Annotated in this window: 17 protein-coding genes; 13 read left to right on the top strand and 4 right to left on the bottom strand. The window is 41.6% G+C overall.

Annotated features, from left to right (window positions below; all coding sequences use genetic code 11):
- Positions 1 to 160: 160 nt before the first annotated feature.
- Positions 161 to 1,144, bottom strand: coding sequence for an ABC transporter substrate-binding protein (locus V7659_RS15295; protein ID WP_335540730.1), 984 nt, complete (start codon positions 1,142 to 1,144; stop codon positions 161 to 163).
- Positions 1,145 to 1,382: 238 nt separating this feature from the next.
- Here V7659_RS15295 and V7659_RS15290 point away from each other — a divergent pair, with 238 nt between their 5' ends.
- Genes V7659_RS15290 through V7659_RS15270 form a run of 5 tightly spaced genes read left to right on the top strand, consistent with a single transcriptional unit; the run spans position 1,383 to position 5,257 of the window.
- Complete coding sequence (locus V7659_RS15290) at positions 1,383 to 2,387, top strand: FecCD family ABC transporter permease (protein ID WP_335540729.1); 1,005 nt, start codon at positions 1,383 to 1,385, stop codon at positions 2,385 to 2,387.
- Entirely contained in the window at positions 2,384 to 3,439 is a 1,056-nt protein-coding gene (locus V7659_RS15285) for a FecCD family ABC transporter permease (protein ID WP_335540728.1), read from the top strand. Before V7659_RS15290 ends, V7659_RS15285 begins: the two co-directional genes overlap by 4 nt.
- Before the next feature lie 16 nt (positions 3,440 to 3,455).
- Positions 3,456 to 4,274, top strand: coding sequence for an ABC transporter ATP-binding protein (locus tag V7659_RS15280; protein ID WP_335540731.1), 819 nt, complete (start codon positions 3,456 to 3,458; stop codon positions 4,272 to 4,274).
- Positions 4,267 to 5,046 carry an IucA/IucC family C-terminal-domain containing protein gene (locus V7659_RS15275; protein WP_335540727.1) on the top strand — a complete coding sequence of 260 codons (780 nt, stop codon included), beginning with the start codon at positions 4,267 to 4,269 and terminating at the stop codon, positions 5,044 to 5,046. The genes V7659_RS15280 and V7659_RS15275 overlap by 8 nt, the downstream gene beginning before the upstream one ends.
- A complete protein-coding gene (locus V7659_RS15270) occupies positions 5,006 to 5,257 on the top strand; it encodes a DUF2573 family protein (protein WP_335540726.1) in 252 nt (83 codons plus the stop codon). Before V7659_RS15275 ends, V7659_RS15270 begins: the two co-directional genes overlap by 41 nt.
- Positions 5,258 to 5,303: 46 nt before the next feature.
- Here V7659_RS15270 and V7659_RS15265 read toward each other — a convergent pair whose 3' ends face one another.
- The 3 genes from V7659_RS15265 to V7659_RS15255 form a co-directional block, all read right to left on the bottom strand.
- Positions 5,304 to 5,639, bottom strand: coding sequence for a spore coat protein (locus tag V7659_RS15265; RefSeq protein WP_335540725.1), 336 nt, complete (start codon positions 5,637 to 5,639; stop codon positions 5,304 to 5,306).
- 156 nt (positions 5,640 to 5,795) lie between these two features.
- A complete protein-coding gene (locus tag V7659_RS15260; RefSeq protein WP_335540724.1) occupies positions 5,796 to 6,089 on the bottom strand; it encodes a hypothetical protein in 294 nt (97 codons plus the stop codon).
- 102 nt (positions 6,090 to 6,191) lie between these two features.
- Complete coding sequence (locus V7659_RS15255; RefSeq protein WP_098572409.1) at positions 6,192 to 6,323, bottom strand: YuzL family protein; 132 nt, start codon at positions 6,321 to 6,323, stop codon at positions 6,192 to 6,194.
- A gap of 205 nt (positions 6,324 to 6,528) precedes the next feature.
- On the opposite strand from V7659_RS15255, the gene V7659_RS15250 reads away from it, so the two are divergent.
- From V7659_RS15250 to V7659_RS15215, 8 genes are all read left to right on the top strand, one after another.
- The gene (locus V7659_RS15250; protein WP_335540723.1) at positions 6,529 to 8,916 is read left to right on the top strand and encodes a 3-hydroxyacyl-CoA dehydrogenase/enoyl-CoA hydratase family protein; all 2,388 of its coding nucleotides are present in this window, start codon (positions 6,529 to 6,531) and stop codon (positions 8,914 to 8,916) included.
- 61 nt (positions 8,917 to 8,977) lie between these two features.
- Positions 8,978 to 10,153 carry an acetyl-CoA C-acetyltransferase gene (locus tag V7659_RS15245; protein WP_335540722.1) on the top strand — a complete coding sequence of 392 codons (1,176 nt, stop codon included), beginning with the start codon at positions 8,978 to 8,980 and terminating at the stop codon, positions 10,151 to 10,153.
- A 76-nt stretch (positions 10,154 to 10,229) separates the two neighbouring features.
- The gene (locus V7659_RS15240; protein WP_335540721.1) at positions 10,230 to 12,014 is read left to right on the top strand and encodes an acyl-CoA dehydrogenase family protein; all 1,785 of its coding nucleotides are present in this window, start codon (positions 10,230 to 10,232) and stop codon (positions 12,012 to 12,014) included.
- A 193-nt stretch (positions 12,015 to 12,207) separates the two neighbouring features.
- Complete coding sequence (locus tag V7659_RS15235; RefSeq protein WP_335540720.1) at positions 12,208 to 12,564, top strand: arsenate reductase family protein; 357 nt, start codon at positions 12,208 to 12,210, stop codon at positions 12,562 to 12,564.
- 77 nt (positions 12,565 to 12,641) lie between these two features.
- Complete coding sequence (gene gcvH / locus V7659_RS15230; protein ID WP_026567855.1) at positions 12,642 to 13,025, top strand: glycine cleavage system protein GcvH; 384 nt, start codon at positions 12,642 to 12,644, stop codon at positions 13,023 to 13,025.
- Positions 13,026 to 13,132: 107 nt separating this feature from the next.
- Positions 13,133 to 13,372: a YusG family protein gene (locus V7659_RS15225; RefSeq protein ID WP_335540719.1), complete on the top strand. Its 240-nt coding sequence runs from the start codon at positions 13,133 to 13,135 to the stop codon at positions 13,370 to 13,372.
- Between the two features lie 142 nt (positions 13,373 to 13,514).
- Positions 13,515 to 13,871 (top strand): toprim domain-containing protein, encoded by a 357-nt coding sequence (locus V7659_RS15220; RefSeq protein ID WP_026567857.1) that lies wholly within the window; start codon positions 13,515 to 13,517, stop codon positions 13,869 to 13,871.
- Between the two features lie 7 nt (positions 13,872 to 13,878).
- Positions 13,879 to 14,187 carry a thioredoxin family protein gene (locus V7659_RS15215; RefSeq protein ID WP_335540718.1) on the top strand — a complete coding sequence of 103 codons (309 nt, stop codon included), beginning with the start codon at positions 13,879 to 13,881 and terminating at the stop codon, positions 14,185 to 14,187.
- Positions 14,188 to 14,259: the final 72 nt, after the last annotated feature.

The raw sequence follows: 14,259 nt of genomic DNA, 5'->3' as shown, positions 1-14,259 counted from the left end.
TCGAGTTGGCGGAATTCCAGATTAGTTCGGCGGAATAATCCAGAAAATCGGCGGAATCCCTCTCATCCCAAATCTAAAAAACAAAACAAAAAGAGCAAGGCCATGGCAAGCCTTGCTCTTTTCAACTATAAAAAACTGGGAGGTTTTTTATAAAAATAACTTATTTCTTAAGTAAGATTTTCTCAAGGTCATCGAGCATGATATTGGCTGCGAGTACGCCGCCGGCAGTGTTCCATGTTGCGTCACTGACTTCATATACATGGCCGCTCTTGACCGCATTTAAATTTTTCCAAAGTGGATCGTTTGTCCATTCTTTTGCCGTATCTAAGGCTGCTTGATCACCTTGTGGCGCATAGGTGAAGTAGAAGAGAAGGTCTCCATCCATTTTAGGAATAACTTCCTTGCCAACTTCTACAGCCAGTAAACCAAGTTTATTATCTGGAGTAAACAGTGCTTCCTGCTGGGCAGCACGCTTGAATCCTAATTTATCGAAAATCACACCTGAAAAAGAATCGGTGTAGTAAATACGGGATTTACCAGCCATAAAGCGAACAACTGAAACCTGTTGATTAACTTTGTCACCGAGTTTACCTTTTAAATCTGCAATGTGTTTATCAAAATCACTTAAAACTTGGTTGCCCTTTTCTTCAAGGTTCAGAGCTTTTGCATATAATTTAAAGTTATCTTGCCAATCTCCTCTAAGTGTTTCGGAAAATACTGTCGGAGCAATGGCGCTTAATTGGTCATATATCTTTTCGTGACGAAGCTTGTTACCGATAATTAAATCAGGTTTCAATGAAGCAACCTTCTCTACGTTCACTTCACTTTCAACCCCAACAACCGCTACGCCGTCCATATCGTTTTTTATATGATCGTACCATGGATCTCCCAGCCAAGACTGAACAGCACCCACGGGTTTCACACCTAAAGCAAGCAGTGCTTCCGTTCCTTCGTTTGTAAGAATGACGACTTTTTTCGGAGTACCTTTAATTGTAGTCGATCCCATCGCATGCTCTACTGTATAAGATTTTGCTGCAGTAGTTTTCGTTTCATCACTCGTTTTTTCCTCATTGCTGCCGCACGCCGCTAATAAGAAAAGGGTCATGACAGAGAAAAGAGTAAGTATTGTCTTGATTGCCTTCATTGTTTATGTAGCCCCCTTAGCTAATTGTTAATGATAATCATTTTCAATGACAACTTAATCATAAAATGAGTGGTACCCCTATGTCAACGCTTTAATTGAAAATGATTTTCAAAATCACTAACTTTTTTTGTGAACACATGAATCTTTTTAAATGAAAATGATTTTCAAAGTCATTGACAATCATTATCAATTGGAGATAGACTTAAATTAAATAATAAGGTAGAAAGGTTACCATCAGATGCTCTTAAAAAGTACTGCATTAAAATGGATTGGATTCCTAATTGCTGTTGTGGTGATGGTGTTAGCCATGTGCGCCAGTATCATATTTGGGTACACCGATACCAGCTGGCAAACAGCAGTTGATGCATTTACCAATAATAACGGATCCAATGAACATATCATAATTCAAACCGTAAGGCTGCCAAGAGCGTTAATCGCTTCCGCTGTCGGGGCTAGCCTGGCCATTGCCGGTGTCCTGATGCAAACTTTAACGAAGAATCCACTCGCGTCCCCTGGTATATTTGGGATAAATGCAGGCGGCGGATTTGCGGTTGTCGTTGCGATGACTGTGTTTTCCGTGAATAGTTTACAAGCATTTAGTGTTCTGGCTTTTATAGGAGCTGCCATTGCAGCCATAAGTGTTTACACAATCGGTTCAGCTGGCCGTGAAGGATTAACACCTATGAAACTTACATTAGCTGGGGCGGCAATGTCAGCAATGTTTGCCTCTTTTACTCAAGGGTTGCTCGTGTTAGATGAAGTCATGCTTGATCAGGTGTTGTTTTGGCTTGCTGGCTCTGTCCAGGGCCGGAAATTAGAAACGCTTGTTTCTGTGTTACCCTATATTGGAATTGGATGGATTGGAGCCGTGTTCATTGCTGGAAAAATGAATATCCTGTCCATGGGGGAAGATGTGGCCAAGGGTCTTGGTTTAAACACCGGACTTCTCAAAATCGTAATTGGTATCATTGTTATTTTATTAGCAGGCGGATCTGTCGCTGTCGCTGGTCCAATTGGTTTTGTAGGAATTGTTGTTCCTCACATTACCCGATCAATTGTAGGAATCGATCATCGCTGGGTCATCCCATTTTCAGGTGTGTTAGGGGCGATTCTCTTACTCGCGGCTGATATTGCTGCAAGATACATGTTCATGCCGTCTGAGGTGCCTGTTGGTGTCATGACAGCCATCATTGGAACTCCATTCTTTATTTACATTGCAAGAAAGGGGTTCAATGGACGATGAGTAAATATAAAAATTTCCGCCTTTTTAATGGCAAACTGTCTTTTTTAATGGATCGAAAAGCAACCGTAACTTTCACAATTCTTCTCATCGTTGCTTTCCTTGTTTTTGTCGTTAGTACGGGAAGCGGGGAAATGAAAATTAACCCGCTTACTGTTGTAAGTGTATTATTCGGCGGCGGTCCTGAGATGGAAAAGCTTATTATTACATCCTTTCGCCTCCCAAGAATTATTGTCGCTTTAATGGTTGGAATCTCTTTAGCGGTTGCAGGCGGCATATTACAAGGAATGATCCGCAATCCACTTGCTTCTCCAGATGTATTAGGAATTACCGGTGGAGCGGCAGCTGCCGTTGTTAGTTTTTTAGCAATGTTTAGTGATAAGAATCATTCTTTAACTGTTAGTATTGCTTGGCTGCCCTTAGCAGCTTTTATCGGTGCAACAGTGATAGGTTTTTTAGTTTATTTCCTTGCTTGGAAAAATGGTGTGTCACCAGTCAGGCTGGTGTTGATTGGGATTGGGATCTCTGCTTTAATGCAAGCCATCACCACTTTAACGATGGTCATGGGTCCGATTTATCAGGCAAGCCAAGCGAATATCTGGATTACCGGAACCGTTTACGGTTCCAATTGGAAAAATGTAGCCATTCTTGTTCCATGGACGGTTATCTTCGTGATTATTGCATTGGCTTTGGCCCGGACAATTAATATCCAAGAGCTCGGTGATGAGGTGGCAACAGGTTTAGGCAGCAAGGTGCAAAAACAACGGTTTCTCTTATTAATGATTAGTACCGCCTTAATTGGTGGTTCGGTTGCCTTTGCCGGCGGGATCGGCTTTGTTGGCTTAATGGCCCCGCATATGGCGAGAAGATTAGTCGGTTCCTCGTTTGGAGCATTGCTTCCTGCGAGTGCATTAATTGGCGGCATTCTTGTCATGGTCGCCGATTTAATTGGCAGAACCCTGTTTTCACCATTAGAAGTGCCAGCGGGCGTGTTCACTGCTGGTATCGGTGCACCGTACTTTATTTACCTGCTTTTTAAAACGAGAAATTCATAAAAGGAGCTGTCAGATGATGAATGCGATTGAAACGAAGAATTTATCACTTTCCTATGGGGATATACTCATTATTGATGAATTAGATTTGAAGATTCCTAAGGGTGAAATCACCGTATTTATTGGTGGAAATGGCTGCGGAAAATCAACGTTGCTTCGTTCAATCGCTCGTCTCTTGAAGCCCAAATCTGGTGCTGTTTTGCTTGAAGGGAATGCGATTGCCAAGCTATCCACAAAGGACATTGCTAAAAAAATGGCGATTTTACCTCAATCGCCTTCAGCACCGGAAGGATTAACGGTCCTTCAACTCGTTAAACAAGGGCGCTATCCACACCAAACGTGGTTAAAACAGTGGTCTGAGGAAGATGAGAAAAAAGTTAATGATGCCCTTAAGGCCACTCGATTAGAGGACTTAAAAGAAAGGACCGTTGATTCGCTTTCAGGCGGACAAAGACAGCGGGCCTGGATTGCGATGACGCTGGCTCAAGATACGGATATTATCCTCCTTGACGAACCAACAACCTACCTGGATATGACCCACCAAATCGAAATCCTCGATTTGCTGTTTGAGCTAAATGAAACGAAAAAACGGACGGTTGTCATGGTGCTTCATGATCTTAATCTAGCTTGCCGTTATGCCCATAATATCGTGGCTATTAAAGATCAGAAGGTATATGACCAAGGGAAACCAGAATACGTTATCAACCGCAGCCTTGTTAAAAATGTGTTTGGCATGGACTGTGAGGTAACGGTGGATCCACTATTTGGGACTCCGCTCTGTATTCCTTATGGAAAGGGCAGATGTATCCTTGAGAAGGCGGTAGCGGTCAATGGATAAATTATTCGTAGACACTCAATTGGAAAAATACCGATTTAATCCAAACTTAGAGGACACTTTCAATGTGGCTGATCTCTTAGATGAAACGTATCTCAAGGATTTTTTGAAAAATTTATCCGATGCGATAGGGGCCCCTTCTGAAAAAATAGCTGCTTCCATTTTTATCAAACGATATGCCTTTTTGGCCGTGATGTCACTTTATGCAATGACTGCTTTGAATAAAAAGCTCAATGTATCATTGGATAATATAAAAATGGAAACAGCTATACAGGGGAAAGATTGGCTACCGGGGATTTCTTTACAGGATACGGACCTACAGGACTGGGATGGAAGCGACCGCGCTGAATGGCGTTCAGAAGGTTTTAGAGATCTGTTTGCGAATAATGTTTATCCACTCATCTCTCAATTGGAAAAAAACGTCGGAATATCGAAGCTAATCCTGTGGGAAAATATTGCGGTCTACCTATTTTGGCTCTATGAAACCGAGCTAATAGATTATGATCAGGCTGCAGAGGATTTCCGTTACTTAATTTCCGGAGCGGAAGGTATGTTGTTTGGCCGCTACAACTTAAATCCACTGCCAAAGTACTTTGATGAAAAAACGTATTTGCAAGAATGGGATACTGAGGTAAGAGTAAGAAAGACCTGTTGTTTTACATACCAACTGCCAGCAGGTAAGCGCTGCAAAACCTGCCCATGTACCCATATTGCTAAAGACAGAAGGTGTCAGGATGGAGAAAACATTTGTGAAGCAGTTCGAAGCTTTGCTTGAAAAATATAGCGAACTATTGGTGGGCGAAGCTACCGGTGATACGAGGGAGAAGGTAAAGATGTGGGCATTGTACACCCATATTGCCAAATCAATGCCTGCTTTAGCTAAGCATTGGAATGGTCTTTACCCGGATGCGAAAGAAGAAATGAAGCAGATTATAAATGAAATTAAAGTCATGAATGAACAGCATCGTTCCTCTTCTCAAAAATAAATTACAAACAAAAACCGGAAGCAGTTGATGCCTCCGGTTTTTGCTGTTATTGAAGTGTACCGCTAGATGGCAATTGGTTCGTATATCCTTGAAACTGCTGATAGGATTGCTGCAGTTTTTGCTGGTCCGCAGCCTCGATGGCATACCAGCCCTTTTTAAACATCAGGTCATAAAGATTGCGCTGGCATTGTTGTGTCTCCGAAAAAATCTGCATAATATCCTGATACAAACCTTCATGGCTTGCTTCATGCAAGGCCATACTATAAGCACTTGTCATGTATTTCTCTGTTGTCAATAAATCATTGATAAAATCACGGTCATTCATTTGCGGGGTCTTCGGTACTTGTGTTTCAGGGTTTTGAATCTTTTGTTGTTGATTCATTTCAACTTTCCTCCTTATTTATTGTTGTCTAGCTCCAGCGCCTAGGGGCTCGGGGTCATAAGCCCCTGAGCAAGGCGCTTCCGCTTTTCTATTTTCCTTTATCTCAGTTGGAGCGCTCCAGGCCAAACGCCGCTAAACGGTCGCTTCCGCTTTTCGTTATTGCATATTATTTAATGGCTGCTGCTGGCTGGCATGCTGACCTAAGTGACCTAGAATCTGTTGATAATGGCGCTGATGCATTTGGGCCACTTTTTCAGCTTCCGCTTTGATTTCAGGGTCCTGACACTGCCCAGCAAAAAAGTGCGCTTTCTTTGCAGAAAGCAGGTTCCAAGACATCATATCTGATAAATAAAGAGCATCCTTTGTTGACACGACTCCGGGAGGCTGTTGCATGGTTGCTTGTTGATTTTGCATATTCATATTGGGCATATTCATATTTTGTTGCTGCATAATAACCCTCCTAATTCATGTAATCTTTACGACTTTATGGTCTCTCAAACAGGAACTTTTATGCAAAAAGAGAAACAGGCTGAAACAATCAGCCTGCTTTCCTTAGCGCTTATATTGATTATTCTGGCTGTTCTTTTTATCAAGATGAGCCTCTTCATTGCCTGGCCCGCCATTGCCTTTCACACTTGCCGCACTTACCCCAGCTTTGGAAGGGTCTTTTTTCATTTTCGCCATCGTTATCACCTCAGATAATAGGATGCCCTTTTAGGTGAAAATATTTAAAAATTTATTTTTCAAAAAAAATCCAAAAATCCGCGTTTAATGATTGCACAAATTTTCAAAATATTCTATAGTAAGTAGTAACAAGACTCATTCAAATGTGAATTTTTTTTGACTAAAAAATGAATGAGTATTCATTCAAAGATTGAAGGGGGAGACAATGTTGAACCAAGTAATTAAAAAAGCAGCTGTCCTAGGATCTGGTGTGATGGGGTCTGGAATTGCTGCCCATCTCGCAAATATCGGCATCCCAACATTATTATTAGATATCGTGCCACGTGAACTTACTAAAGAAGAAGAGGCAAAAGGACTGACATTACAAGATAAACAAGTCCGTAATCGAATTAGTGCAACTTCCATCCAAAAATTATTGAAGCAAAAGCCTGCCCCACTGGCAGTGAAAAAGAATTTAGCCTTAATTGAAGCAGGCAATCTTGAAGACGATCTATTCAAACTGAAGGATGTTGACTGGGTCATTGAAGTGGTCGTTGAAAACCTTAACGTCAAGAAACAAGTTTTTGAAAAAGTTGACCAATACCGGAAACCGGGCAGTATTATTAGCTCGAATACCTCAGGAATTTCAGTAGAAGCGATGGTCGAAGGTCGTTCCGAAGATTTCCAAAAGCATTTCCTTGGTACCCACTTTTTTAACCCGCCACGCTATTTGAAATTGCTTGAAGTGATTCCTACTCAATATACGTCTCCAGAAGTCCTTTCATTCATGAAAACTTTTGGTGAAGATGTTTTAGGAAAAGGTGTGGTGGTTGCAAAGGATACACCAAACTTTATTGCGAACCGGATTGGAACTTACGGACTTCTTGTAACTGTTCAGGAAATGCTAAAGGCGGGCCTTAGTGTCGGCGAAGTCGATTCAATCACTGGACCACTGATTGGCCGCGCAAAAAGTGCTACCTTCCGCACACTTGATGTAGTTGGCTTAGATACTTTCTATCATGTCGCTAATAACGTTTATGAAAAAGTCGAAGGCAAAGAAAAAGAAGTATTCGAAATCCCAGCCTTTTTGAAAACGATGGTGGAAAAAGGCTGGCTTGGCAGCAAATCCGGTCAAGGATTCTTTTTGAAAAGAGGAAAGGACATCCTTGAACTTGATCCAAATACATTAGAATATGGTCCGCGTAAAAAGCTGTCCACACCTGCGGTTGAGTTAGCAAAGCAGGAAAAGGGCACAGCCAATAAATTGAAAGCGCTTGTATACGCGAATGACCGGGCTGGACAATTCTTATGGAATACGATGGCGCAGTCATTTATATACTCCGCCCAGTTATTAGGCGAAATTGCAGACGATATCGTTTCCATCGACCGTGCAATGAAATGGGGCTTCGGCTGGGAAACAGGTCCATTTGAAACATGGGATGCGATTGGCGTCGAAAAGTCTGTCCAGAAAATGAAGGAAGCCGGTCTAGAAGTTCCAGCTTGGGTTACAGAAATGTTGGAAAAAGGACATTCATCTTTCTATTTAGAAGAAAATGGTGAAAGGTTCTATTATGATAACGGTCAATATCGATTAGTAGAATTCAACCCGAAGGCCCTCGATCTTAAGAAGATCAAGAAACAAAAGGGTGTCATTAAAAAGAATAGCGGAGCAAGTTTGATTGATATCGGTGATGGCGTTGCGCTGTTAGAATTCCATTCTCCTAACAATGCGATTGGTCTTGATATTGTACAAATGATCAACTATGCAGTTGAAGAGGTGGAGAAGAACTATAAGGGGCTTGTCATCGGCAACCAAGGAAAGAATTTCTGTGTTGGTGCCAATTTGGCGATGATGCTCATGGAAGTACAGGATGATAATATTTATGAACTTGATATGATTGTCCGTCACCTTCATAGTGCTTTGCTGAAAGTCAAATACAGTTCGAAGCCAATGGTCGCTGCTCCATTCGGCATGACGCTTGGCGGCGGGGCAGAGGTTTGTTTGCCTGCTGCACATATTCAAGCTTCAGCCGAAACGTATATGGGTCTCGTTGAAGTTGGTGTCGGCTTACTTCCAGGCGGCGGCGGAAACAAAGAGCTATATATGAAGCACTTAGAAAACCTTCCAAACGGGGTTCCGTTTGACCTCCAAACGATCGCCAATAAAGTGTTTGAAACGATTGCTACCGCAAAAGTTTCCACTTCCGCAGAGGAAGCAAGGGAAAACAATTTCCTAAGTAAGTCTGATGGCATCAGCTTTAATAACGATCATCTGCTCTATGATGCAAAGCAGGCTGTTCTAGCGCTACATGAAAGTGGCTACAAGCCGAAGGTGCGCCGTAAAGTTCCAGTCGTTGGTGAAACAGGGTATGCCACCCTATTACTCGGTGCTGAAGCGATGCGTTTATCTGGTTATATTTCAGAGCATGATTTAAAAATTGCTAAGAAAATTGCCTATGTTATTGCTGGGGGCAGGGTGCCGTTTGGTACAGAAGTAGATGAGCAATATTTATTGGATCTCGAACGGCAGGCATTCTTAAGCCTCATTGCAGAGCCAAAATCACAACAGCGCATGCAGCATATGCTTGTGAAAGGCAAACCATTAAGAAACTAAGATAAGGGGTCAGACCCTAAGATAATATTTTTCTATTTTGAAAGAAAGTGAGGGAACTTACATGAGAGAAGCGGTAATCGTTGCCGGAGCGAGAACCCCGGTTGGAAAAGCAAAGAAAGGGTCGCTTGCCCATGTTCGCCCCGATGATTTGGGGGCATTGGTGGTAAAAGAGACATTAAAGCGTGCTGGAAACTATGAAGGAAATATTGATGACTTAATCATTGGCTGTGCCATGCCTGAGGCTGAGCAAGGCAACAATATGGCCCGCAATATCGGGGCATTAGCAGGACTTCCCTATACTGTTCCTGCCATCACAGTCAATCGTTTTTGTTCTTCAGGATTACAGGCAATCGCTTATGCCGCACAAGGAATCATGCTTGGCCACACCGATACAGCCATCGCTGGCGGGGCTGAATCGATGAGTATGATCCCAATGATGGGTCATGTTGTCCGTCCCAATATTAAACTAGCAGAAACGGCTCCGCAATATTATATGGGAATGGGTCACACGGCAGAGCAAGTAGCAATGAAATATGGCATTTCCCGTGAGGATCAAGACGCTTTTGCCGTAAGAAGCCATCAAAAAGCCGCTAAAGCAATTGCTGAAGGAAAATTCGTCGATGAAATTGTCCCAGTTGACGTGACGATTCGAACCGTCGGCAATGACAATAATCTCATTGAAAAAACGATTCAATTCTCAATGGATGAAGGTGTTCGTCCGGATACCAACTTAGAAACATTAGGTAAACTCCGCCCAGCCTTCTCGGTGTCAGGCACCGTAACAGCTGGTAATGCTTCACAAACAAGTGACGGGGCGGCAGCTCTAATGGTGATGGACCGCGAAAAGGCTGAATCACTTGGTCTTAAGCCATTGGCGAAATTCCGGTCGTTTGCGGTTGGAGGTGTCCCCCCTGAAATTATGGGTGTCGGTCCGGTCGTCGCGATTCCTAAAGCTGTCAAATTAGCTGGTCTCGAATTATCGGATATTAATTTGTTCGAACTGAATGAAGCGTTTGCGTCACAATCACTTCAAGTCATTCGTGAACTTGGTCTAAACGAAGAGATTGTCAATGTCAATGGCGGCGCGATTGCCCTAGGACATCCGCTTGGATGTACGGGTGCGAAATTAACACTTACACTTATTCACGAATTAAAACGCCGCAATCAACAATTTGGTGTCGTAACGATGTGTATCGGCGGCGGAATGGGTGCTGCTGGAGTATTTGAATTACTGTAACTGTCCCAAGCATATAAATTTTAGAAAGGGTCTGTTATGCTGTCCCATTCTAATAAAATATTAGGAGGAATTAACAATGACAAACCAAACAGAAAAAGTCATTAAAGGCGGAAGCTTTCTAATAGAAGATATTTCATATGAGCGGCTATTTACACCAGAGGATTTTACTGAAGAGCATTTAATGATTGCAAAAACGGCAGAAGACTTTGTGGAAAAAGAAGTGGTCCCCCAGCTGGAACATTTAGAAAATCATGAGTTTGATCGTACGGTAAAGCTCCTTAAAAAAGCAGGCGAACTTGGCCTTTTAGCGGTAGATGTGCCTGAGGAATATGACGGCTTAGCCTTAGATAAGATTACTTCCTCTCTTTTGACAGAGAAAATGGCTGGAGGAGGCGGATTCTCCCTCTCACACGGAGCGCACGTCGGAATTGGCTCGCTGCCAATCGTGTTATTCGGAAACGAGGACCAAAAGCGCAGATATTTACCTGCACTTGCATCAGGCGAAAAGCTTGCTGCTTATGCCTTAACAGAACCAGGGTCCGGATCGGATGCCCTTGGTGCTAGAACAACAGCTAAATTAAATGCGGCAGGCACGCATTATATTCTAAATGGGGAAAAACAATGGATTACCAATGCTGGTTTTGCCGATGTATTCGTCGTTTATGCCAAGATCAATGGCGAGCAATTTACTGCTTTTATCGTTGATAGAGATCTCCCAGGCGTTTCTACTGGGGCGGAAGAGAAGAAAATGGGCATTAAGAGTTCTTCCACTCGGACGCTCATTTTAGAAGATGTTCCTGTACCTGTTGAAAATTTATTAGGTGAAATTGGTAAAGGTCATGTAATTGCCTTTAACATCCTAAATATTGGTCGTTATAAGTTAGCGGTTGGAAGTGTCGGCGGCTCTAAAAAAGCATTCGAATTAACCGTTAAATATGCAAATGGCCGTCAGCAATTCAAAACACCGATTTCGCAATTCAATTTAACAAAAGAAAAATTCGGAACGCTAGCCTCTGAAATTTATGCGGCCGAAAGCTCAGTTTACCGTACGATTGGTCTCTACGAAGACAACCAAGGCAAACTGACAATTGAGCAAGAAAAGGACATTAAATTAGTCGCGAATTCGATTGCCGAATATGCGATTGAATGTTCACTTAATAAATTCTTCGCCAGTGAAGTATTAGCACATGTAACAGATGAAGGTGTTCAAATACATGGTGGATATGGCTTTATGCAGGAATATCCAATTGAAAGAGCCTATCGTGACGCACGAATTCAACGTATTTTTGAAGGAACCAATGAAATTAACCGTCTGTTGGTGCCAGGCACCTTATTGAAAAAAGCCTTCAAGGGTGAACTGCCATTATTCCAAAAAGCGATGGCCCTGCAAGAAGAGTTAATGATGTTAATGCCAGAAGAGCCTGGAGACGAACCGCTTGCACAAGAAAAATACCTTGTCAGAAATGCGAAGAAAATTGCTCTATTAGCAGCTGGTCTAGCAGCCCAAAAATATGGAAAAGCGCTTGAAAAAGAGCAAGAAGTGTTAGCCAATATCGCTGACCTTATTTCTAACGTGTATGCTATGGAATCCGTTGTACTCCGTACAGAAAAAGCAATCGCGAAAACTGGATTAGAGAAGAACAAGCAAAAGCTTCTGTATACACAAATCTATTGCCAAGAAGCTTTCAATCAACTTGAAGCGATTGCAAAAGAAACATTAGTAGCAGTCGAACAAGGCGATACCCTCCGGATGATGTTATCGTCCCTTCGCAAATTTACACGTCATACTCCGATTAATGTGATAGCGAAAAAACGTGAAGCAGCCGATGTGATCATCGAAGCAGAACGCTATATAGTTTAATGAACTAGGCTCCCTTTCGATTAGAAAGGGAGCCTAAATTTTTATTGTAGAATAGGAAGGAATTTTGAAAAATTAGTCGAATTTTTTTAAGTGGAACTTATTTTTTGCATTAGGATTTTGAAAAACGTTATGATAATATTCAAGTGACGTTTAGACAAGTCAAAGATTTTTGCGGGAAAGGGTGGTGAAATGAATGTCACTGACTTTTTATTGGTATCCAAAATGCGGCACATGTCGAAACGCGAAGAAATGGCTGGATGCCCATCAACTTTCCTATGAAGAAGTACATATTGTGGAACATCCTCCAAGTCGTGAGGTGTTGCAGGATCTTTATCAAAAAAGCGGACTAGAATTAAAGAAATTCTTTAATACAAGTGGTATGAAATACCGTGAATTAGGTATAAAGGATAAAATGAAGTCTGCAACTGAGGAAGAACTGCTCAAATTACTTGCTTCCGATGGCATGTTAATTAAACGTCCAATTTTAACGGATGGCGAGCGTGTCACCGTAGGCTTTAAGGAAGAAGAGTTTGAAAAAATGTGGCGATAAGCCGGCTCTTCATCACTATGGAAATCGATTTATTTCGATGATAGATTTTTTAGAAAAAACAATGGAGGGATTTAGCGATGAGTACACCAAAAGAATTACGTTATTCAGAAGAGCATGAATGGGTAAAGGTTGAAGGAGAAAAGGTCCGCGTTGGGATTACTGCTTTTGCACAGCATGAACTAGGAGATATCGTTTTTGTTGAGCTTCCAGAAGTGGGCGATGAAGTAACTGCTGATGAACCATTTGGAAGTGTTGAATCTGTAAAAACGGTTTCTGAGCTTTATGCACCTGTCAGCGGTAAAGTCGTGGAAGTGAATGAAGATTTAAGCGACAGCCCTGAATTTGTAAACGAATCACCATATGAAAAAGCATGGATGATCGTAATTGAACTATCAGACAGCAGCGAACTTGATAAGCTTATGACAGCTGAACAATATGAAGAAATGATAAAAGAAGACTAATTACTAGGGAAAGGCACCTTGTCAAGGTGCTTTTTCTCTTAAATTCCCACTTTTTCTTCTACTATTTTTGGGAAACTTATAATAAATATATTGAAGAGGGTGGGAGCATGACATTAAAGCAGCAAAGAATAGACGTAACAGATCGAGTCATTGGAAAAATGAAAAATGGCGAAATGGAACTGTTTCTAGATAATACGCCAATTGGAAAAATGAAACTGACTGATCACATGCATGTGGAATTAGAACATCATTTTGAAGTGGAACAGCAGAAGATCTATCAACATGTAACGACAACTGAAGGCTCAGATGCTAAATATACTGATTGTGATGATGGCGGCTGGTGCTAACTATATAGCTTGAGTCTATAGTCACAGGCCTATTTTTTCAAAAGACAATAATGATAAGGTTAACATAGTCAGAAGAAGGCACACGTAATCAATATTTTAGAATATGTTAACATAAAACAACTTCTAATACAGGTGATGGATGATGAATGATTCGTATGTTGACAAAGTTCTTATTGTCGAAGGTAAGTCGGACAAAAATAAAGTAAAAAAAATCGTGAAGGAACCCGTTGAAATCATTTGTACCAACGGGACCATCAGTATTACAAAATTGGATGAATTGATTGATTTCCTTGAAGATAAGGATGTCTATATTCTTGTCGATGCTGACTTCTCCGGTGAGAAACTTCGCAAGCAATTAAAGCGCGAATTGCCGCAAGCTGAACATTTATATATCGACAGGATGTATCGGGAGGTAGCGACCGCACCAGTTCACCACTTAGCCACCGTTCTATTAGGTGCCAATATTGATGTGCATACTGAATTTTTAGAAATGGGTTAAAAGATATATGATCGAATGGAATCGAAACGAATTATCTGCCTTTATTGAAGGGAAGACAAATGGATTAGTGTATTTCTATACACCAATGTGCGGGACCTGTCAGGTTGCTTCAAAAATGCTCCAGGTCATCGAAGAACTTGTAGAGGTAGATATGGGTAAAATGAACCTAAACTTCTATCCAGACCTTGCTAGGGAATATGAAATTGAAAGTGTTCCTTGCCTGTTATTGGTCGAGGCTGGAGAGGTGAAAGAAACACTCTACGCCTTTCACTCTGTTCCATTTTTACTTGAAAAAATAAAGCAGCAGATATTATAAGAGCAGATGCGACTAGCATCTGTTTTTTAATTGTTTTTAACTAACAAACGGGCATTGTGAAGAGAGCAGAGT

Origin of the sequence: Neobacillus drentensis (genome assembly GCF_036966985.1) — a bacterium.
GTDB lineage: Bacteria > Bacillota > Bacilli > Bacillales > Cytobacillaceae > Neobacillus > Neobacillus drentensis_E.
This window is presented reverse-complemented; position numbering and strand designations above follow the sequence as displayed.